General features: G+C 69.7%; 17 protein-coding genes. 9 read left to right on the plus strand and 8 right to left on the minus strand.

Translation table 11 applies throughout. The features are described from left to right. Positions 1–16 precede the first annotated feature (16 nt). A complete protein-coding gene (locus RAC81_RS06010) occupies positions 17–382 on the plus strand; it encodes a hypothetical protein (protein ID WP_375081474.1) in 366 nt (121 codons plus the stop codon). Here RAC81_RS06010 and RAC81_RS06015 read toward each other — a convergent pair. The 4 genes from RAC81_RS06015 to RAC81_RS06030 all read right to left on the minus strand — a co-directional run bounded on the left by RAC81_RS06015 (position 367) and on the right by RAC81_RS06030 (position 8,049). Further along, entirely contained in the window at positions 367–4,743 is a 4,377-nt protein-coding gene (locus RAC81_RS06015) for an SdrD B-like domain-containing protein (RefSeq protein ID WP_375081475.1), read from the minus strand. The two genes, RAC81_RS06010 and RAC81_RS06015, sit on opposite strands and share 16 nt — an antisense overlap. A 44-nt stretch (positions 4,744–4,787) precedes the next feature. Beyond that, positions 4,788–6,014 carry an SdrD B-like domain-containing protein gene (locus tag RAC81_RS06020; protein WP_375081476.1) on the minus strand — a complete coding sequence of 409 codons (1,227 nt, stop codon included), beginning with the start codon at positions 6,012–6,014 and terminating at the stop codon, positions 4,788–4,790. 161 nt (positions 6,015–6,175) lie between these two features. Beyond that, on the minus strand, positions 6,176–6,913 hold the full coding sequence (locus RAC81_RS06025; RefSeq protein ID WP_375081477.1) for a hypothetical protein: 738 nt from the start codon (positions 6,911–6,913) through the stop codon (positions 6,176–6,178). Next, positions 6,910–8,049, minus strand: a complete 1,140-nt coding sequence (locus RAC81_RS06030; RefSeq protein WP_375081478.1) for a Dyp-type peroxidase — start codon at positions 8,047–8,049, stop codon at positions 6,910–6,912. Before RAC81_RS06030 ends, RAC81_RS06025 begins: the two co-directional genes overlap by 4 nt. Before the next feature lie 67 nt (positions 8,050–8,116). Between RAC81_RS06030 and RAC81_RS06035 the strand changes: the two genes are divergently transcribed. The 7 genes from RAC81_RS06035 to RAC81_RS06065 all read left to right on the plus strand — a co-directional run bounded on the left by RAC81_RS06035 (position 8,117) and on the right by RAC81_RS06065 (position 15,450). Next, positions 8,117–9,448, plus strand: a complete 1,332-nt coding sequence (locus tag RAC81_RS06035) for a nitrous oxide reductase family maturation protein NosD (protein ID WP_375081479.1) — start codon at positions 8,117–8,119, stop codon at positions 9,446–9,448. Positions 9,449–9,760: 312 nt separating this feature from the next. Then, on the plus strand, positions 9,761–10,681 hold the full coding sequence (locus tag RAC81_RS06040) for an AEC family transporter (protein ID WP_375081480.1): 921 nt from the start codon (positions 9,761–9,763) through the stop codon (positions 10,679–10,681). 41 nt (positions 10,682–10,722) lie between these two features. Then, positions 10,723–11,247, plus strand: coding sequence for a hypothetical protein (locus RAC81_RS06045; RefSeq protein WP_375081481.1), 525 nt, complete (start codon positions 10,723–10,725; stop codon positions 11,245–11,247). Beyond that, positions 11,217–12,113 carry an NAD(P)-dependent oxidoreductase gene (locus RAC81_RS06050; protein ID WP_375081482.1) on the plus strand — a complete coding sequence of 299 codons (897 nt, stop codon included), beginning with the start codon at positions 11,217–11,219 and terminating at the stop codon, positions 12,111–12,113. Before RAC81_RS06045 ends, RAC81_RS06050 begins: the two co-directional genes overlap by 31 nt. Positions 12,114–12,249: 136 nt before the next feature. Next, on the plus strand, positions 12,250–13,677 hold the full coding sequence (locus RAC81_RS06055) for a cell division initiation protein (protein WP_375081483.1): 1,428 nt from the start codon (positions 12,250–12,252) through the stop codon (positions 13,675–13,677). A gap of 55 nt (positions 13,678–13,732) precedes the next feature. After that, a complete protein-coding gene (locus RAC81_RS06060) occupies positions 13,733–14,620 on the plus strand; it encodes an ABC transporter ATP-binding protein (protein WP_375081484.1) in 888 nt (295 codons plus the stop codon). Beyond that, entirely contained in the window at positions 14,617–15,450 is an 834-nt protein-coding gene (locus tag RAC81_RS06065; RefSeq protein WP_375081485.1) for an ABC transporter permease, read from the plus strand. Before RAC81_RS06060 ends, RAC81_RS06065 begins: the two co-directional genes overlap by 4 nt. Positions 15,451–15,469: 19 nt before the next feature. On the opposite strand, the gene RAC81_RS06070 is transcribed toward RAC81_RS06065, so the two are convergent. From RAC81_RS06070 to RAC81_RS06085, 4 genes are all read right to left on the minus strand, one after another. Next, positions 15,470–16,582: a fatty acid desaturase family protein gene (locus RAC81_RS06070; protein ID WP_375081520.1), complete on the minus strand. Its 1,113-nt coding sequence runs from the start codon at positions 16,580–16,582 to the stop codon at positions 15,470–15,472. A gap of 158 nt (positions 16,583–16,740) precedes the next feature. Beyond that, positions 16,741–17,028, minus strand: coding sequence for a hypothetical protein (locus RAC81_RS06075; RefSeq protein WP_375081486.1), 288 nt, complete (start codon positions 17,026–17,028; stop codon positions 16,741–16,743). 174 nt (positions 17,029–17,202) lie between these two features. Continuing rightward, the gene (locus RAC81_RS06080) at positions 17,203–18,183 is read right to left on the minus strand and encodes an intradiol ring-cleavage dioxygenase (protein WP_375081487.1); all 981 of its coding nucleotides are present in this window, start codon (positions 18,181–18,183) and stop codon (positions 17,203–17,205) included. A gap of 88 nt (positions 18,184–18,271) precedes the next feature. Beyond that, complete coding sequence (locus RAC81_RS06085; RefSeq protein WP_375081521.1) at positions 18,272–19,417, minus strand: low temperature requirement protein A; 1,146 nt, start codon at positions 19,415–19,417, stop codon at positions 18,272–18,274. A 355-nt stretch (positions 19,418–19,772) separates the two neighbouring features. Between RAC81_RS06085 and RAC81_RS06090 the strand changes: the two genes are divergently transcribed. Further along, positions 19,773–21,305 carry a sugar transferase gene (locus RAC81_RS06090; RefSeq protein WP_375081488.1) on the plus strand — a complete coding sequence of 511 codons (1,533 nt, stop codon included), beginning with the start codon at positions 19,773–19,775 and terminating at the stop codon, positions 21,303–21,305. The last annotated feature ends 1 nt before the right edge of the window (position 21,306 follow it).

Below are 21,306 nucleotides of genomic sequence, written 5' to 3' on the forward strand. Positions count from 1 at the left end.
TTCCGGGTTCACCGACGTGCGCACCCTCTACGGATGGAGCTACGGTGCGCTCATCTCCCTGCACCTCGCACGCCGAACGGCAGTGCCGCACGCCATCGCCTTCGAACCGGTCATCCGCCCGTTCGCAGAGCACGCGATCCCTGCTCTGCGAGTCGCTCATTCGCGAGAGGATCGGGACGAGAGCGTTCGCATCGTGCTCATGGAGATCTCCGAACTGGGTGCCGCCACTGTGCACGCGCTCCGCGCCGACACGCGGACATGGGAGTACCGCACGCTCATGAGCCAGTCGGCGCACGCAGAGACGGAGTCGCTCGATGCGGCTCTCCCGCCGGACGAGCCCGCCCGCCTCAGGGGCCCTCTCCGCAGCTACGGCTGCCGTTGACGGCGGACGCCGATGAAGCTGACGCCGATGAGGCCGAGACCGAGCAGGAGAAGAAGAGTGCCTCCCGCGACCATCCAGATCGGCGACGCTCCCCCTGTCGCCGGCAGGATCGTCACGAGGCCGGCGTCGATCGTCGAGTCGATGAAGGACGCCAGGGTCGTGTCGTCCGCGCTCGTCACGAGTCTCATGTCGTCCGAGCCCGGTCCGAGCGAGAACACCGGAGTGCGGCCCGAGCTCGCGGGATTCGAGTCCCCGTCGCCGCTCGCACCGGACGCGGTGAACTGGTAGCCGGCCGGGATCTCGCTGAACAGCGCGTAGTAGTCGCCCGCGAGCAGACCGTCGAACACGTAGCGCCCGTCGGCATCGGTCTTGACCGGAGCGACCACCGCTCCCCGCCAGTCGCGCGCGGGTGTGCCATCGGCGTTCCGAAGCGTCACGGTCACGCCCGGGACCGGCCCCTCACCGGCATCTCGTCGGCCGTCCGCGTCGGCATCGAACCAGACCACGTCGCCGACGGCGAACAGGTCCTGCGCGATCCCGAGGTCGATCGTGGGATCGATCCGGGTCGCACTGCTCACCCCATCCGTCGGGTCGACCGCGCGAACACCCGCTGCACCGCCGCGCAGAGTGAACACGGGGGTGAGTCCGGTCACATCCGGGTTCGAGTCGTCCGTGCTCGATACGCCCGCGGCCGATCGGACGGTCGGGTGATAGCCCCGCGGCCAGCCGGCGAACCGCACGCGATAGTCGCCCGGCGCCAGGCCGTCGAACACGTAGTGCCCGGCCGCATCGGTCTCGACCGGCGCGACAGGCGCGCCATCGGCATCGAGCGCGGGAGACCCGTCGGCGCCCAGCAGCGTGACCGTCACGCCGGCGACGGGCGTCTCACCGGCGTCCTGCCGTCCGTCGCGATTCGCGTCGATCCAGACATGATCACCGACGGCCAGCAGCGGGATGAGTCCCGCATCGATCGTGCGATCGATCCGCTGCGCGACGGAGGTGCCGTCGCCCGCGGCGACCGGCGTCGTGTTGTCACCGGCCGGCCCGAGGACGAACGGGGGCGTCACGCCGTCGCGTGCCGGGTTCGAATCGCCCAGCGCGTCGCCGGCCCCCTGTCGCGTGAGCTGCAGACCGGCGGGGATCTCGGTGAACGACACGGTGAACACCCCAGGCGGGAGACCGTCGAACACGTAGTGTCCGTCGGCATCCGTCCGCACCGGAGGCACCGGGTCGCCGTTCAGATCGGTGACGGGGTTGCCGTCGGCATCCATCAGCGTCACCAGCACACCGGCCACCGGCTGCTCCTCGGCGTCTCGACGACCGTCCCCGTCGTCGTCGAGCCAGACGACGTCGCCGACCGCGAAGGCCTGCGTGAAGCCGAAGTCGACCGTGAGCAGATCGGCGGCATCGCCGGGCGGGCCGTGCGCTCCGGCACCCGTCGCGCCCGCATCGGCGTCATCGAGGGGGTTGACCCGGCTGAGCGAGACCACGCTCGACGTGATGCCCGTGATCGCCGGAGTCGGCGAGTTCACGCCCTTGTCGGCGCTGTTCGCCGTCGCATCGGCAGACGTCGGCGACGAGGAGAACCATTGCTGCAGCGGGGCACCCGTCGTGAAGTTCGAGGCAGCGACCCGCACCCGATAGTCGCCCGGCGGCAGACCGTCGAACCGGTAGTAGCCGTTCTCATCGGTCGAGGACGTCAGCGCGGAACCGCCGATGAGGACGGGGTTGCCCGCCGCGTCGAGCAGCTCGACCACCGCGCCGACCACCGGCGCCTCGCCGTCGTCGACGACGCCGTTGTTCGCCTCTCCTGCCCCGGTGCCCGCATCGAACCAGAGTCGGTTGCCCAGCGACAGCCCGGGGACGAACCCGAAGTCGGCGGTGAGGTTGTCGAACCGGTCGCCGAAGGGTCCGTTCGCGCCGGCGCCGGTCGCTCCGCCGTCGACCTCACCCGTCACGCCGGGCCGCAGGTCGATCAGGGCCGACATCACACCCGCCCCTGCGGGCTGCAGGGTGTCCTCGCCCTTGTCGCGGCTGTTCGACCCCGCGTCGAAGGCCGTCGAGGCGCCGGTGCTCGACAGGTGGTGCACCAACGGCCCCGTACCGGTGAAGTTGGTCGCTGCGACGCGGACACGGTACTGCCCGGGCGCCAGGCCGTCGAAGCGGTAGAAGCCTTCGGCATCCGTCGTCGCGGTCACCGGGGCTCCGTCGGCATCCAGGATCGGGTCGCCGTCCGCCCCGAGAAGTTCGACGATCGCGCCAACCACCGGCTGCTCTCCGACGTCATACCGTCCGTTGTCGGTGTTCACGTCGGCACCGGTGTCGAACCAGAGTCGGTTGCCCAGACTCAGAGTCGGCGCGAGGATCGGAACCTCGGCGCTGTCGTCGTTGTTGGAGGGGCTTCCCGCACTCGGCATCGGGCTGCCGTTCTCGTATCGGTCGGGACTCGTTCCGACAGGAACGCGCTCGGATGTCGGCTGCGCGACGGACGGTTCCACCACGGCGACGTTGCGCAGGGAACCGGGGACGGTGGAGGTCACGCGCGCGGTGACGGTGACGGGCGACGCCACGTCGCCCGCGGCGAGGTCGTCGCCGAGCCAGTCCAGCGTGATCTCGGCGCCGGAGACGGCCGCTTCCGACCACGAGTCGCCGCTCGCGGACACGAACTCCAGTCCTGCCGGAAGCCGATCGGACACCGAGAAGCCGGTGAGCGCCGTGCCCGGGCCGTCGTTCGACGCGACGAGCTCGAACGCGACCTCGTCGCCCAGGCGGTAGGGCCCCGCGCCGGAGAGCAGCCTCTTGTCGATGGTGAGGTCGATCAGCGGCACGAAGGAGAAGTCGACGGTCAGGTTGTCGAGCGCGTCGCCGCCGGGACCGTGCCCTCCGGCGCCGGTCGCTCCGGAATCGCCGTCTCCCGTGAGCCCCGGCGCCAGCGAGATGACCCCGGACGTCACGCCGGATGCTCCGGGATCGGATGCGTCCTCGCCCTTGTCTCGATCATTGCTCGCCGCGTCGAACGCCGACGACGCTCCGGTCGACGATCGCCAGTTCTCGAGTACGGCACCGGCGGCGAAGTTCGCCGCCGCGACGCGGACGCGGTACGGACCGGCGACCAGATCATCGAAGCGGTAGAAGCCCTCGGCATCCGTCGTCGTCGTGATCGGAGCGCCGTCGGCACCCCGCACCGGGGTGCCGTTCTCGTCGAGCAGTTCGATCCGTGCACCCTCGACGGGTGTCTCGTCGCCGTCGAAGTGTCCGTTGTCGGTGTGTCCAGGGCTCGGGCCGTCGTCGAACCAGAGACGGTTCCCGAGCGACAGCAGCGGCACGAACCCGAAGTCGAACGTGTGGTCGGCGGAGCCGGAAGACGGAGTACGCACCGGAGCGGTCACGAGGACCGGGGACTGTCGCACTCCATTCGAGTCGACCGCCCTGTTCGGGCCTGCGGCGGTGCTCGTCGAAGCGAGATGCGCGAGCGGCCCGGTCGGCGCGAAGTCGGCGGCGTTGTCGAGCCGGATCTCGTAGTCGGTCTGCGGATCGAGGACCAGACCGTACTGTGCCGACCCCGTCGAGGTGCCAGGCGAGGACGAGAAGTAGTAGTCGCCGTTCGCGTCGGTGACCGCCGTGGCGATCACCGCGCCGTCAGAGGAGTACAGCCGCACCGTCACTCCGGCGATCGGCGTCTCAGCCGCCCCCTGAACGCCATCGCGGTCCGAGTCGAGCCAGACGCGGTCGCCGATCTCGACGGGTGCGACTGCGGCGAGCGTGGTGAGGTCTCCGAGACCACCCGCTTTGCCGAAGCCGCCGTCTGCGGTGGCGAGACGCGTCAGCGATGCCCCGCGCACCGTTCGCCCGTCGGAGTTCCCGAAGACGCGCACCCCGTCCTGATTGATCGCGAGAGGATCGATGACCGTGGCCATCACGGTGCTGTATCCCGGGATCTGCAGCGCGGAGCCGACGGCCGTGTTGGCGTGGTAATTGACGGAGTTGGGCTCGGAGAACGTCGTCTCGTAGAACTTGCCGCCGCCCGCACCCCAGTTGTTGTTCGACTGGCTCGACGATGTCGTCCCGCATCGCCCGTCGTTCTCGAGCACGAGGGCACCGCCCGGGTCGGCGCAGGCTCGCAGAAGGTCACCCACTCCGATGTACGTGTAGTTCCGGGTGTCGGTCGTCGTCGTGCTGCTGAGGGCCGCCCCGTACTGATCCGCGGAGCGGTCCTTGATGGAGAGCGTCAGGTTCCCGGCCGAGTCGAACACGACCGACGAGGCGACCGGGGAGGGGCCGTCGAGCGAGAGACCGCGCGAGCCCGCTCGCCACGTCTCCGTCCACGGCCGGTAGTTGTTGGTCGTGGTCGCCGCAGGCATCCTCGGGGAGTACGCCGGTCCCCGACTGAACGTGAGGGGGACGGTCAGCACGGGCGCACACCGAAGGCACGGGTGTCTTCATCCATCGGCACAACCCAGGCGCGCAGATCGCCGACGGACGGACCCGTGCACGTCAGGGTGACGAAGACGCTCCCGCGGAAGGCGCCGAGGCCGTAAGGGCGCACCCAGTCGGGGTCGCAGCCGGCAGCCGCGGTCAGCGGGATGTCGATCGCCTCCGGAGCGCCGGCGGTCGGCGCCGCCGCCACGGAGGCGCCTCGGATGAGGGGAACCGCATAGAGACGACGGTCGTTGAGGTTGACCGCGTACAGCGTGCGCTGGTCGTCGGAGACCTCGATGTCGCCGAGCCCTACTCTGCCCGGTGCGGAGAATCCCGCCGTGTCGTGCAGCCAGTCGTAACCGGCGAGGTCGGCCGGACGAGGGTCCGTGCCGGCGTCGGGGATCGTGGCGATGGCGGTCCCGTTGGGAACACCGGTCGACGCGTCGGTCAGATAGATCGCGCCGAGTCCCCCGGGCCCGATGAGGGTGCCGCGGCGGAAGGACGCCGCACTGAGCACGAACCGCTCGCCGAAGTTCGCCGTTCCCCAGACGGTTCCTATCTGACCTTGCGTGGCCAACGCCACACGGTCCGCCGCGGGATTGCCCGTCGTTCCGTAACCCACCTCGAGGAGCGCGGACTGGCCGGCGAGATTCGGTGTGGGGCCGCCGGTCGCGCTCTGGCCGCTGTTCGTGGCGAGCACCGAGCGCTGCGTCGGCACGACCACGCGGGGCACACCGGAGGTGGTGCGCACCATGCCCTCCTGCGTGACGCCGAGGTCGACGCCGGTGGCGCCGATGCTCACGAACTGCACGGTGCTGCCGTTGTCCGCACCGACCCGAGCCGAGCGGAACCCGGCGGGCAGCGACGTGAACTCGATGCGTACATCGGACGTCGCGGCAGCCGCGACGGAGAGCGTGTACGTGCCGTCGGCGGCGGTCGTGGTGACGCCTCGCACGGCACCGGTCGAGTCGGTGGCAGTGACCCCGACGCCGGCCACGCCGGTGTCACCGCCGAAGTCGCCGGAGGCCGCGTCCCTCACCCCGTTGTCGTTGAAATCCTGGTAGACGGTGCCGGTCACGGACCCGTCCGCGGCGAGCGCGGGCGAAGCGACGAGGACGGTGATCGCGATCGTGGCGGCCGTGACCAGCGCCGCCACGAGGCGTCGCGCACCGCGGTCGCGGCGGCGCGGCCGGGCCGCAGCGTATCGATCCACAGCTCCCCCAGTCGACGCTGTTCGCTCCTGACCCCCGGAGGGGCTTCTGCCGCACAGGCGGAATCGAGACCGGCCGGCGCAGAGAACGAGTCGACCGTAGCGGGGTGCTGTTCACGCGATCCCGCGGTGAACTGTGAACCCTTGCCGCTCCCCGCCGACGGTCAGTCGAGGTCGGGTGCGCGCGGCACCGCGACGTACTGCTCCGGCCGGAGCAGTATCGACACGGTGCCCGAGGGCAGGTCGGCCTCGAAGCGCAGCAGCGTGCCGGACCCGTCGACCCAGAAGCGCGTCGTCCCGGCGCCCTCCCCGGTGTCGGGGTCGGATGGTCCCGCGAAGACATCGACCGGAGTGCCGTCGACCTCGTCGGCGCGAAGCCGCCGCGCATCCGAACTCGCCAGCAGTTGCGCGTTCTCGGGGCGGTCAGCGCCGAGACTCGCGAGCAGCACGAGCACGGCATCCACGGTCGAGGCGGAGGGATCGAGGGGCCGAGCCGCCCCGGGGGACGGCGGCGGAGCATCCGGAACCGTGGTGCCGTCACCCGCGCCGACCCACCCGACGACGGCGTCGGCATCCCAGGTCACGACCGCCGTGCCGCCGGAGAGCGCGGCCGTCGCGATCCCCACGCCGGTGCGATAGTCCACCCTCCCTCGCAGCTCGACCGTCCCGTCGGGGGTGTCGACATCGACCTCGAAGCGGCGGCTCCCGTCGCGGTACGCGAGGAACCGGGCGACCGAGAGCCGCTCGGCCTCTTCGGTCGTCAGCCCGCGGTGACCCTCCACCCTGGGGGACGCGGCGGGCGACGGCGCATCGCCCCCACGGTGCGACACGAGGATCCCGATGCCGATCGCGCACAGGATCACCGCGACCACGCCGACCGCGATCCACCTCCGCCTGGTCATGCGCGCCCGAAGATCGTCGAGCCGAGCGGATGCTGCGCGTCGAAGCCGGGGAGAGCCAGGAAGGCTCCGGTCGCGGTCGTGCGGGTGAAGTCGAGCAGGGCGTCGGACTCCGACATCCGCTCCATGGTCTGCGTGAACGTGCGGAGTTCGGCCTGGTAGCTCACGAACAGGAGTCCGAGCGGCTCGTCCATCGAGTAGGAGCGTCGCAGCATGAGCGGCACTCCGGCGGGACGGGGATGCGCCCGTCTGACGTGTGCGTCGACCGGGATCACATAGGCGCCCTCGGGGGACTTGGCCTGAAGATCGACGTCATCGCCGATCGACCCTCCGGACAACGGCGCGCTACTCGCCCGCTCGCGTCCGACCACTCTCTCCTGGGCGTCGATCGAGAGCCGGCGGAAGGCCGCCAGGTCGATCTCCATCCGGCGGACGACCAGGATGCTGGCGCTTGCCAGGGGGCCGTCGCCGATCCAGACCGATTGGGCCAGCTCTTCTTCGGACACCGGAGCAGCGATCCCGTCGACGAAACCGAGTACGTTGCGGGGCGCCGAGTGCCCGCCGCGCACCGCGACGGAGGGCCCGCGCGCACCACGCTGCCGCCACCTTTCCGAGAGCGCGGTCACGCCGTCGATCACGCCAGCGAGGGCGAGCGGGGGAACGAGCGGATCCGAGGCGCACACCTGGATCACGAGGTCGCCGCCGCGGTGCCGCTCGTCGATCTCCTCGCGAGGGTAGGCCGGCAGCGGTTCGGTCCCGACTCCCCCGGCTCGGGCCTGCTGCACGAGCCGCGGTCCGACTCCCACGGTCACGGTGAGGTCTCCCGGAGCGATCCCCGCGAGCACGGGATGCTCGCCGGACGTCAGCGAGAGGATGCTGTCGCCGAGCGCCGCGAGCACCGCTGCGCTGTCGCCGTCCAGGTCGTAGACGCCGAGGAGCATGTGCGGCTGGGCGGCTGCGGGACGCGCGATCCCCGCCTGATGCTCTCCTGTCGGGGACACCGGGCGGGGTTCCTCGGCGACCGGATCCGGAGCCACGCGATCGACGGGCGCGCAGCCCACGAGCGCCGTGCCGAGCGCGGCGAGACCGCCGGAGCCGAGCAGCGCGCGCCGCGAGATCCCGCCTGTCTCATTCGCCACGACGATGATGATAGCCCCCGCCTCGGGAGCGATCCGCCACGCGTCTGCGGCCCCCTATCATGAGGCGATGCGCAATCGACTGGCCGCACTTCTGCTCGTCCCGGCGGCCGTGCTCGCGGTCGTGCTCGTGGCCGGATGCTCGGCACCGGCGGGCCCGGAGCCCACCGGGAACGCGCCGGTGATCCTTGCCGTCCCTGCGGATTTCGCCACCATCTCGGACGCCGTCGACGCGGCCTCCGAGGGCGACACCGTGCTCGTCTCGGCCGGCGTCTACCGCGAGACCGTGACGATCGACACGGCGGGCGTCGTGCTGCGCGGGCAGGACCGCGAAGACGTCGTGATCGACGGCGAAGTCCTGCGCGGCAATGGAATCGTCGTGACAGCACCTCGCGTGACCGTTCAGAACCTGACTGTGCGCAATGCCACACAGAACGGCGTTCTGGTCACCGGTATGCACAACGACGAGGGTGCCCCCGTCGGCGGGCACGACGGCTATCGACCGATCGATCCCGAGGATCTCCCGCTGCTGGACGGGTTCCGCATCGACCACGTGACGGCGTCGAACAACGGCCTCTACGGCATCTACGCCTTCAACGCGTCCCACGGCGCGATCACCGACTCGTATGCGTCGGGAGGGGCGGACTCAGGGATCTACGTCGGCCAGTGCCAGGAGTGCGGGATCGTGGTGTCGGGCAACGTCGCGGAGCGCAATGCCGTGGGCTTCGAGATCGCGAACGCCGGTGGCGACCTGCACGTCGTCGGCAACCGCTTCGCGGGCAACCGCGTCGGGGCGACCATCAACTCCGACTATCAGGAGGCATACCTCCCGCAGGCGGGGGCCACCTTCGCGGGGAACGTCGTCGCCGCGAACGCGCAATCCGACACCCCGGAGCAGGCGGAGGGAGGATTCGGCATCGGCGTCGGCATCGCCGGAGGAACGGACAACGACGTCCGTGCGAACCTCGTCGTGGGCAATCCCTCGTCCGGACTCGTCGTGACCTCCTCCGAGGACCTCGGTCCGATCGGCAACCGGATCACGGGGAACGCGTTCGAGGGCAACGGCATCGACACCGTCTACGCCCCCACCGCCCGAGGCGTGGGCCGCGGGAACTGCTGGGAGGGCAACCTCCTCATGAGCTCCTCGCCCGCTGGCCTGGAAGCCGCGTCGCCGTGCACGGCCCCGACGACCGTGCCGTCGGGCACCCTTCCCCGGACGACGGCACCGGACGGCATCCCGTTCACCGACGTGGCAGCCCCTCCGCCCCAGCCGGATCTCGGCCCGCTGACGTCGCCGGGCGTCCCCTGGCGCGGCGCGTCCGATGTGCCGCGGATCGACATCGACGCGCTGACGGTCCCCGAGTCCACGCTGCTGGCCGACCGCGCCGCCGTCACATGGTGACGCCGGCGGAGCGGATCCGAGAACCCGCAGGGGGCGAAGAGGAGTTCCGGTCCCCCGTACCCGATTACGGAGGACCGGAGCAGTCGATGAGAAGGTCCGCAAGCGCACCCACCCCCGCAGTGCGCTCGAGACCGAGAGAAACCCGAGATCGCCGACTGGGCCGACCGACGCGGAGCGGCAAGCGTGCGGCTCGTTGTACTGCCAGCGTACGGATGCCGTCGGATCGCCGCTCGTGACGCCCGAACCATTGACGCGGACCTCCGCCCCTGCTACGGGTCCTCCTGCAAGGTCGACCGTCGCTACGCTCGAAGAATGCTCGATACGCTCACCGGATTCGCCGTGGTGGGTGTCGCGATCGCCCTCGGGTGGATCATCGGGCGCATCGATCTGCTCGGCCCGCACGCACGGCACGTGCTCGGCCGGCTGATCTTCTTCGTCCTCTCCCCGTTCCTCCTCTTCACCGTGCTGGCGCAGGCCGACGCCACGATGCTGTTCTCGTCGCTCCTTCCCGTCTCCGCGATCGCGGCCGTCGCGGTCATCGCCGTCTACGCGCTCGTCGCGCGCCTGTGGTGGCGGCGTCCGGTGGGCGAGACCCTGATCGGCGCTCTGGCGGCCGGGCAGGTCAACTCGAACAACATCGGCATCCCCCTGTCCCTCTACCTGCTGGGCAGCGCCGCGTATCCCGCGCCGGTGGTGCTCATGCAGCTGCTCGTCTTCACGCCGATCTCGCTGTCGATCCTCGACGCGGTCACCAGCGATGCGGTCTCCTTCGCCAAGACGCTGCGCCGCACGGCGACGAACCCCATCATCATCGGCTCGCTGCTGGGCACCCTCGTGTCGGTGTTCGACATCTCGCTGCCGCCGATCGTGATGCAGCCGGCACAGCTCATCGCCGACGCCGCAGTCCCCGTCCTGCTCATCAGCTACGGCATATCCCTGCACGGTCAGCGCGTGCTGGGGGCGCGGGGGCACCGCCGTGACGTCGTCCTCGCCTCGGTGCTGAAGCTCCTCGCGATGCCGGTCATCGCCTGGGTCGTGGCGGAGCTCGTCTTCGGGCTCTCGCCGCACGAGGTGCTGATCGTCGTCATCCTCGCGGCCCTCCCGACGGCACAGAACGTCTTCAACTACTCGCAGCGATACGACGTGGGTGAATCGATCTCACGCGACACCGTGTTCCTCACGACGGTCGGATGCCTCCCCGTGCTCGTGCTGATCATGGCGCTGCTCGGATGACCGCGCCGATGCGGAACAGCGACGGGTCGTAGGTTGGTGAGGTGGACAACCCGCTCCTCCTCTTCGCGCCGATCGCCGTCATCGCGGTGCTTGCGACGCTGCTGCCGCGGTGGATTCGGCGGTCGTCGAGCACCCGGGGGCGGCGCGCCGGCCGACGCTTCGAAGAGGACCAGCTGGTCGCCCTCCTCGCAGAGCTGGGCACCGCCGTCGACCTGCACACCGATCGGCGCACCGCGCGCGAGATCGTCGACGGGGCTGCACGGAGTGAGCCGCGCAAGTTCACGGTCCTGGACGACGGGGCGTACGGCATCCGCTTCGTCGAGCCGGACGACGCCGTCGCACACCTCGTTCCGATCGATGCCGGGTCGCGTCTGCAGATCGTCGAGTTCCGCGAGTACCTCGGTCGTCCCAACACCGCCGGTTTCTGGAGGGATCTGCGCGCGACCGTGACGGACGGGGCGCAGGCCCACGGTGTCGCGCACTCGACCCCGCCCTCGCCGTCGCTGTTCCGGCGCAGCGAGGATCCGGAGCCGCGGTGGCGACTGAGCGAGCGGGAGGGGAGCTGATGGAGGTCGGATTCATCGGGCTCGGCATCATGGGCTCTCCGATGGCCCGCAACCTCGTGCGGGCGGGGTTCTCCGTGACCGTGTGGAACCGATCGCCCGCGGCGAGCGCGGAGCTCGAGGCGGCAGGCGCCCGTGTCGCCGCGTCGGTGACCGACGTCTACGCCGACAACCGCGTGGTGGTGCTGATGCTCCGCGACGAGGCGGCGGTCGACGTCGTGCTGCGGAGAAGGACTCTCGAGTTCGCCGGCCTCGTCCGCGACCGGATCACCGTGCAGATGGGCACCTTCACCCCCGCCTTCTCGAAGGCCCTCGCTGACGACGTCACCGCGGCCGGAGGAGCCTACGTCGAAGCCCCGGTCTCCGGCTCGCGCGGTCCCGCGACGGATGCGACGCTCGTGGCGATGCTCGCAGGCCCCGACGAGGCTCTGGCGGAGATCGCCCCGGTGATCGACGCGATGTGTGCACAGCGATTCGTGTGCGGCGAGATCCCCGCGGCACTCGGCATGAAACTCGCCGTCAACACCTTCCTCATCACGATGGTCACGGGCCTCGCGGAGACGTTCCACTTCGCCCGGGCGACAGGCGCGGACTGGGAGGTGCTGCGCCAGGTTCTCGATGCGGGCCCCATGGCGTCGACCGTCTCGCGCGGCAAGGCGGCGAAGCTTCTCGACGGCGACCTCAGCGCTCAGGCCGCGATCGCCGACGTCCTCAAGAACGCTGCCCTCGTGGAGAACGCGGCGATCGCCGCCGGCATCCCCCATCCCCTGATCGCGGTGAGTCGGCAGCTGTATGCCGAGGCGGCGGCGGACCACGCAGACGAGGACATGATCGCCGTCATCGAGGCCATCGCTGCGCGCCGTCTGTGATCGAAACGGGTGGGTGAATCCGGGCCGACGCAACTAGGCTGTGGAACGTCGTCGATGCGCCCGCTCGGCCCTCGGCATCCGACAGCTCGCCACATCGCAGACCTCAGGGCTGTGACATGCGCCAGAAAGGCTGACCATGAGTGACTCCCCCCAGAACGACCGCACTCCCGATTTCTTTGACAAGCTCATCGAAGACGCCCCCCGCGAGCAGACCGGCGGCTTCACCGCCTCGTTCCGCGGGTACGACAAGGCGGAGGTGGATGCTGCGCTCAGCGCGCTGCGCAACCAGCTGCAGCAGGCCAAGGCCGACCTCGCCGACGCCGAGGCGCGGCACGAAGACGCCGTCGAGGCGCTGAAGGACGAGGAGCGCGACGCGCGCGAAGCCCTCGAGGCCGAGCTCGCCGCCGCCAAGGCGCAGGCTGCCGACGCCGAGCAGCAGATCACCACCCTCACCAACGAGCTCGTCGACGCACCGCGCCCCGAGGGCGTCGAAGCACCGTCACGCGAGCAGTTCGAGGCGATCCTCCGGGTCGCCGAGGAGCAGGCCAATGTGCTGATCCAGAACGCCGCCGTACAGGCCGACCGCCTCATGGCCGCGGCACGCGAAGAGGTCACGCAGCAGCGTGCCGAGGCGGACGCCGACGTGGCCCGCATCATCGCGCAGGCCCAGCACGACGCCGACCAGGTGCGCCTGAAGATCGACACCGAGTACACGGCCCACCAGGCGACGCTCGAGCGCGAGGCCGCGCACGCCGCCGAGAAGGTGCACCAGGCATCGCAGGAGGCAACAGCGATCCGCACCGAGGCCGAGAAGGGCGCCGCCGCCCTGCGCTCGCTCGTGACGCGGGAGACCACGCAGCTGCGCGCCGATGCCGAGCGCGAGGTGCGCGAGATGAACGCCCGCGTGCTCGAGTTCGAGGAGACCCTGACGCGCCGCCAGGACGACGCGCAGCAGGAGTTCCTCGTGCTGCACAACCAGGCGGTCTCGCACGCCGAGCGCATCACGACCGACGCCAACGAGCAGGTCACCGCGTCTCTCGAGCACGCACAGCGCATCTCGGCCAAGGCCGACGACTACGAGCGGCTCATGCGCTCGCAGGCCCAGACCATCGAGGCCGACGCGCAGGTGCGCGCCCGTGACACGCTCGACCGTGCCCGCGCCAAGTCGCAGAAGATCGTCGACTCGGTCACCCAGCACACCTCGACGGTGCTGCGCGACGCCGAGGATCACGCGCGCCAGCTGCGGTGGCAGCAGCAGCAGCTCGCCAGCTTCATGGCAGAGGTGCGCGAGCTGATCCGCCCCGACGGCATCTTCAGCGACGAGCAGTCCGCCTCGGCGGCGCCCCTCGGCGCGACGCTCGGAGACGACGAAGCCGACGACACCTCCGACGACACCTCCGACGACGTCGTCGCGGCGGAGCTCGTCGCCGACGCGCCGGAGCCCGCCGAGGAGTTCCGCGGCGACGAGGCGCTGGACGACGAGATCCTCGGCGAGGACGACGCGACGATCGACGGGAAGATCACGATCGAGGTCGTCGAGGCCGACGAGAACACCTCGCGCTGAGCATCCCTCGCATCGGGCACTATCGCGGAGCCGTCCGTACCGGCAGTCTGGACGGATGACAGACAGCGTGATCGAGGTCCGCGACCTCCGCAAGGCCTACGGCGCGTTCACGGCCGTCGACGGAATCAGCTTCGACATCCACCGCGGGGAGACGTTCGCGCTCCTCGGGCCGAACGGCGCGGGCAAGTCGACGACGATCGAGATCCTCGAGGGATACCGTCACCGGACTTCCGGCGAGGTGCGGGTGCTCGGCGTGGATCCGCAGCGCGGCGGCCTGAGCTGGAAGGCCCGCTTGGGCATCGTGCTGCAGTCATCCGGGGAGGCCGGCAACTTCACGGTGCGCGAACTCCTGACCGAGTTCGCCGGCTACTACCCCGCCCCTCGATCGGTGGACGAGGTGATCGCGGCGGTCGGCCTCGAACAGAAGCAGCGCGCGAGAGCGGGTCGCCTGTCGGGCGGTCAGCGGCGGCGCCTCGACGTGGCCCTGGGGATCATCGGACGCCCGGAGCTGCTCTTCCTCGACGAACCGACGACGGGATTCGACCCGGAGGCTCGACGGCAGTTCTGGGAGCTCATCCGCTCGCTCAAGGCCGAGGGCACCAGCATCCTGCTCACGACCCACTACCTCGACGAGGCAGCGCAGCTCGGCGACCGCGCGGCCGTCATCGCGAACGGCCGTATCGCCGACATCGGGCCGATCGACGAGATCGGCGGGGCGGAGGCGCGCATCCCCGCCGTCCGCTGGATCGATGACGACGGCCGACGACGCGAGGAGCGCACGCACTCCCCCGGCGCGCTCGTCGCCGACCTGATGCGCGACAGCGGGGAACCGCGCGACCTCGAGGTGGTGCGACCGACGCTCGAGGACGTCTACCTCGACCTCATCCTCGAGCACGGAGCCGTGGACGATCGGGCGCTGCTCGACGCGAAGGAGCAGTCATGACCACCTCCACCGCGGCCGCTCGATTCGGGGTCGCCCGGACGGTCCGACTGGGGCTGCGCCGCATCGGCTTCGAACTGCGTCAGTACTTCCGCGCCGGAGACCAGGTGTTCTTCACCTTCCTGTTCCCGACCGTGATGTACCTCATCTTCGCGACCGTCTTCACGGGAGACGTCGGCCAGGGCGCCGACACGGTGAGCATGGCGACCTACTACCTGCCCGGACTCATCGCCGGCGGCATCCTGCTCTCCGGTGTGCAGGGGCTGTCGATCGAGATCGCGGTCGAGAAGAGCGACGGGACGCTGAAGCGACTCGGCAGCGCGCCGATCTCGCCGGTCACCTACTTCATCGGCAAGCTCGGCGAGGTCTTCGTCACCGCCGTCCTGCAGATTGGGCTGCTGATGGTCGTCGCCGTCGTGCTCTACGACGTCGACCTGCCCTCGGATGCCGAGTCCTGGGGGCGCTTCGCCTGGGTGTTCGTCTTCGGTCTGCTCACCTGCGCGCTGCTCGGCATCGCGCTGTCGGCGGTCCCCCGCTCCGGCAAGACGGCATCGGCCGTGGTCATCCCGGTCGTGCTGCTGCTGCAGTTCGTCTCGGGGGTGTACATCGCCTTCTCGACGCTGCCGGAGTGGCTGCAGAACGTCGCCGCCGCGTTCCCGCTGAAGTGGATCGCTCAGGGCATGCGCGCGGCCATCCTGCCGGACTCGTTCGCGTCGGCGGAGCCTGCGGGCGAGTGGCAGCTCGGCGCGATCGCTCTCGCGCTCGCGATCTGGTTGGTCGTCGGCCTCGTGCTGAGCCGAGCGACCTTCCGCTGGATCCGTCGGAACGGATGACGCCGGCGCACCGCCTCCGCTACGCGCGACCGAATCGCGCCGCTGCGGGGCAGTCGAAGGGATCGCGCGCGGCGAGGCCGACGCGGTTGAGGTACTCGATCACGATCGCGTACGAGCGGCCCAGGCTCGTCTCGGTGTAGTCGACGTCGTTCGCCTCGCAGTAGTCGCGCACGATCTCCCGCGCCTTCGACAGGTGCGGCCGCGGCATGCTCGGGAACAGGTGGTGCTCCACCTGGTGGTTCAGGCCGCCCATGAGCCAGGTCACCCAGCGGCCGCCTCGGATGTTGCGCGATGTACGCACCTGCTTCGAGAAGAAGTCGAGGCGGGCGTTCGGGTCGATGATCGGCATGCCCTTGTGGTTGGGCGCGAAGGATGCGCCCATGTATACGCCGAACACCGCGAGCTGCACGCCCATGAAGGCGAAGGCCATGCCGAGAGGGAGCAGCAGGAAGACGGGCACGAGCACCACGGCGAAGCGCACCGCGATGAGCGCGATCTCGGTCCAGCGCCCCTTGACCTTGCGGCCCGTTGCGAGGTGCTTGATGCCGAGGTAGTGCAGGTTGAGTCCCTCGAGCGTCAGCAACGGGAAGAACAGCCACCCCTGCTTGCGCGTGATCAGGCGCACCAGGCCGCGCGATTTCGCGGCATCCGTCTCGAGGAACGAGATCGTGTCGACCTCGATGTCGGGGTCCTTACCGACCTGGTTCGGGTTGCCGTGGTGACGGGTGTGCTTCGAGTCCCACCAGGCGTAGCTGATGCCGACGATGCCTGCCGCGAGGATCCGGGCGAGGCGGAAGTTCGCCGGGCCCGACGAGAGGATCTGCCGGTGCGCAGCCTCATGCGCGAGGAATGCGACCTGCGTGAGGATGACGCCGAGCGCCGCCGCGATGAGCAGCTGGAACCAGCTGTCGCCGAGCAGGATGAACCCGGTGATCGCGCCACCGAGCGCCACGGCGACGCCCGCGGCGACGAGGCTGTAGAACCACGGCGTGCGCTGCAGCAGCCCGGTCTCCTTGACGACCTGCGACACCTGCTTGTAGGCCTGTGCCATGGGCGGGAACTCGGCGTTTCCGGAGTAGGTCTGACGGATCGGTCCGAGAGTGGCGGTCGTGTCGACCTGTGCGAGAGAGATGCTGTCTCCTGACGATCGGGAGCCCTTGAGCTGTGGAAGCCAAGGGCGGATGCCGATCGCTGTCCTCAGGCTAACCCGGCCCACATGCAGTGGTCGGCATACGAGAGGCTTTCCCAGGGCACTGCCAGAGCGGCCTTCAGGACACGGTCAGACGCCGGTCACGCCCGGGCGCGGCGCGGCCTCCGGCGCAGCACTCGGGGAAGGGCGAAAGGGAAGGTCGACGGACGCCGCTGCGGCGCGTGGGCGCGCTCGAGAGCGTGCCGAGCGGCGTCGAGCGAGTCGAACGAGCCGAGCTCGGCGCCGCGGTGGTCGTGCGTGACGTGCGCCGACCCGTCGAATTCGACGAAGCCGGCGAACTCGCCGCCGCGGGTCGCGACATGCACGTCGATGTCGGCCTGCTTCCAGGCCAGCGGATCGGAGGAGGAGGAGATGGTGGTCGTGCTCATGGTGATACTCATTGCTCTGGGGCGGGCACGCGTCAGCGCTCCGCATATCGTTCGATCGAGGGCGGATGCCGCGCGCGTCGATGTGCGTGGTCCGTAATGGCCCTGATCAGTGGCTCCGCGGCGGCCCAGAGGGTGGCCATGTCACACGGTGCGTCCCCAGTCTAGCAGATCTGGTCACCGCGCCAGGGGCTCGCCTCCGCCGCTCGGTCCTCCGCCGCCGTTGCCTGGCCCGCCGGACGCCGCCGACCCGGCGCTCGGCGCGGTCGTCGTGTCGACCGAGACGACGAGCGCGGCGGTGTACCCGGTCTCCGCGCTTCCGGTCACGGAGGCGAGCTGCAGCGCGGCGGAATCGTCGCCGAACACGTTGTCGCTCGCGAGGGTCGTCTGCGCCAGGTTCTGCGCGGAGCCGTCGTACCGTGCGTCCGCGTAGACCGTGGCGCAGGTCTCCTCCGGCAGGGCCATCTGCGAGGTCGCGATGGCGTTGGCGGAATCGGTGATGGAGTCGACGTCGGGATAGACCTCGAAGTGGATGTGCGGCCAGCGGCCCGAGTAGCAACCAGGGAAGATCGAGGTGAAGGAGACGTTGCCCTCGGCATCCGCCACCTGGACTCCGCGCAGATAGTCGACGTCCTCGAGGCCCGACGAGTACATCGAGTACTCGCCCTGGGCGGTGCAGTGCCACGCGTAGACCGCGACGCCCGCGAAGGGAACTCCGCCGTTCGCCCGGTCGAGGATCTGGAACCGAACGGTCAGCGGGATGCCGTCGGCCGTCGCCGATCCGTCGATCGAGGATCTGATGTCCTGGCGGACGATGCCCGACTCCTCGAGCACGTCCGGTCCGTTCGAGCCGTCGCCCGGATACGGCCCCGCCGTCTCGTCGGGGATCTCCCCGTCGGCGGTCGTGCCTGCGGAGTCGCTCGATCCGGACGTCGCGGACGGCGTCGCGGATGTCCCCCCTCCCGTCGGTGCGCACGCCGCCAGGACCACGGCGCCCACACCGAGCCCGGCGAGCCCGAGAAGACCACGACGGCTGACGAGCGTGCGCAGGTCGAATGCCACGCCCTGGTCGACGACCTCCTCGTCGACCCGATCGAGCAGGCGGCCCTCGTAGGCGGGACCTTCCGGTGTCTGGACGGGCTCGGGGATGCGGCTCATGATCGGGGTCCTCTCGTGGGGCGGGTCGTCGATGAACCCATGCTCACGGAGGAGTCGATCAGGAGGCTATGTTCGGCCTATCCAGAAGCTATGAAGCACGCGGTCCGCCATGGTGCGGGACCGGCGGGCGGAGGACGAGCACAACCACGATCGAGGCCATGACCGCGGCGGTGATCGCCACGGGGATCGGCAGCACGGGATCGAGCAGCACCAGCACCGCGCCGAGCGGGACGACCATGTTCACGACGCGGTCGGCGTTGTCGCGGATCGCGACCCACCAGATCGCGATCAGGAACAGCGCGATCGGGATCGTCACGGTCAGGGACGCCTCGGCGGTCGAGAGGTGGCTCTCGCCCGTCAGCACGTCGAGCTCGACCTCGATGCCGGCGGAGAAGGCGGCGGCCGCCGCGAAGACGAAGTAGTGGGTGTAGCCGTAGCGCAGCGATCGCCCGAAGCTGGTGATCGCTCTGTGGTGCGGCGGCCAGAAGTAGATCCACCACAGCGAGGCCGTCACGACGAGCGTGAGCACGGAGATCGAGATGAGCGGGACGAAGGACTCCAGCTCACGGCTCGCATCGATGATCGCGTTCGCGGAGGCGAGCAGGCTCTCACCGAGCACGATCAGTGTGAAGAGACCGTAGCGTTCCGTGATGTGGTGCGGATGCCACGGGGTTTGACGTCGATACTCGGCGAAGACGGGGATGCTGACCTCGAGCAGCGCGAAGACGACGAACGCGATCAACTGCAGCGTGCCGGACGGGATGAGCAGGAACAGCACCCAGAGGACCTGTACCGCGGCGATGCCGGCCGCATACCGACGGGTCGCCCCCCGCAGATCGCCGGCGCGTCGCGAGGCGCGGAGCCACTGCGCGATCATCGCGACGCGCATCACGACGTATCCGACCACGGGGACGGTGAAGTCGCCGTGCTCGAACGCGGCGGGCACGCCGGCCGCGAGCACCAGGACGCCGCCCATCTGCACGATCGTCGTCACCCGGTACAGCCAGTCGTCGGTGTCGAACGACGTGGCGAACCAGGTGAAGTTCATCCACGCCCACCAGATCGCGAAGAAGAGCATCGCGTACGACGTGACGCCGTGCACGAAGTCGCCGTGACTCAGCGCGTGATGCAGCTGCGCCGACGTGATGCTGACGGCGACGACGAACACGAGATCGAAGAACAGCTCGAGGCTGCTCGCCGCCCGGTGGGGCTGCGCGGGGTCGCGCGGCTGCATCGGATTCAGACGGAAGCGGTGCGTGGAGGCGATCGTCACGCGGGTCAGGATATCCCCGCCCGCGTCGGCGCCCCGAGAGGACTGAAAATTCATTCATCCAATCGCCGGAAATACCTTCCGCTGAGGGCGATCGATCCGCTAGAGTGATCGAAGTCTGCAGCTCCTGCTGTACGCAGGCACCGTGTGGGACGGTGCGAGCACTCCCGTGATGTGGGATCACGGTACGCGGCAGGACCCGAGGGGTCGGGTGTGCAGACGATGCTGGGGACGTGGGGTCCCCGGTCTGGGGAACACTGGGGAAAAACATGTCGCACTGGGGATTTCTGCGCACATACACGGCTCACGAGGCCTCGGCATGACTTCCGTCGAGGATGCTCTGAGCATCACTCGTGCGGGTTCGGTCTTCGCCCCGGTCGCGGCCCCACGGGCCATCAAGCCGGTCACGCATACGGTGGTCACACCGCGCGTGTCCGCAACGCTGGAGCGACGCCGCCAATGGGAGCGGCGTTATCGGAGGCGACTGCGGATCTCGGATGCGGGGATCATCCTCTTCGCGGTCGCGCTCACCGCAGCGATCCAGCTGATGACCGGTGTCGCGGGGGAAGAGGCCCTGCGCAACGGCATCCTGCTGGGTTCGCTCTGGTATCTGATGCTCAGCGCTCTGCATACGCGTGATGCAGCGCTGTTCCGCGCCAGCGCCACCGAGTATCGCGGCGTCGCGCACGCCAGCGGACTGGCGTTCGGGGTCATCGCCATGGTCGCTGTCGTGCTCGGCTGGGAGTCGATGCAGCTCGTGCTGCTCGTCGGCTTCCCGTTCGGCGTACTCGCGCTGCTCGTCACCCGATGGACGTGGCGGCACTGGCTGACGGCGCAGCGTGCGCAGGGGCGATTCGCCTCGCGCACGCTCGTCGTCGGCAACCGCGACGACGTGGAGTACGTCGTCCGCACCCTGCACCCGATCGGCGCCTCGGGATATCAGGTGGTCGGAGCGACGCTCCTCGACGGCAACGCGCGCGACGTCGAGGTCGCCGGCACGCATTTCCCGATCATCGGCAACGTGAACTCGGTGTCGACGGTGGCGGCCGAGTTGGGCGCCGACACGATCATCGTGGCGAGTCGACCCGACGGCGAGCCGGACTTCGTGAAGAAGCTCAGCTGGCAGCTCGAGGGCACCGCCGCCGAGCTCGTGCTGTCGAGCCGCCTCACCGACGTGGCCGGGCCACGCATCTCGTTCGCCCCGGTCGAGGGGCTCCCCCTCATCCAGGTGCAGATTCCTTCCTACGAGGGAGGACAGCACCTGCTGAAGCGCGCGCTCGACATCGCCGTCGCCACCGTCGCGCTGATCCCGATCGCGCTCATCACGCCGATCCTCGCGCTGCTGGTGAAGATCGACTCCCCCGGTCCGCTGTTCTTCTTCCAGGACCGGGTCGGACGCGACGGTCGCACGTTCAAGATCGTCAAGTTCCGCTCCATGAAGACGGATGCCGAGCAGCAGCTCGCCGCGCTCAAGCAACAGAACGAGGGCGCCGGGCTCCTCTTCAAGATGAAGGACGACCCTCGCGTCACCCGGGTCGGGCGGATCCTGCGCAAGCTCTCACTCGACGAGCTGCCGCAGTTCTGGAACGTGCTGGTCGGCGACATGAGCGTCGTCGGCCCCCGCCCGCCGCTGCCCTCCGAGGTGACGGCGTACGACGGCACCGTGTACCGCCGCCTGTACATCAAACCCGGCATCACCGGCCTGTGGCAGGTCTCGGGCCGCAGCGATCTCTCGTGGGACGAGAGCGTGCGCCTCGACCTGCGATACGTCGAGAACTGGTCGGTCATGAACGACCTGCAGATCATGTGGCGCACCGCCAAGGTCATGGTGCGGCCCAGCGGGGCATACTGAA

Source organism: Microbacterium sp. CR_7 (genome assembly GCF_041954755.1).
Lineage (GTDB): Bacteria > Actinomycetota > Actinomycetes > Actinomycetales > Microbacteriaceae > Microbacterium.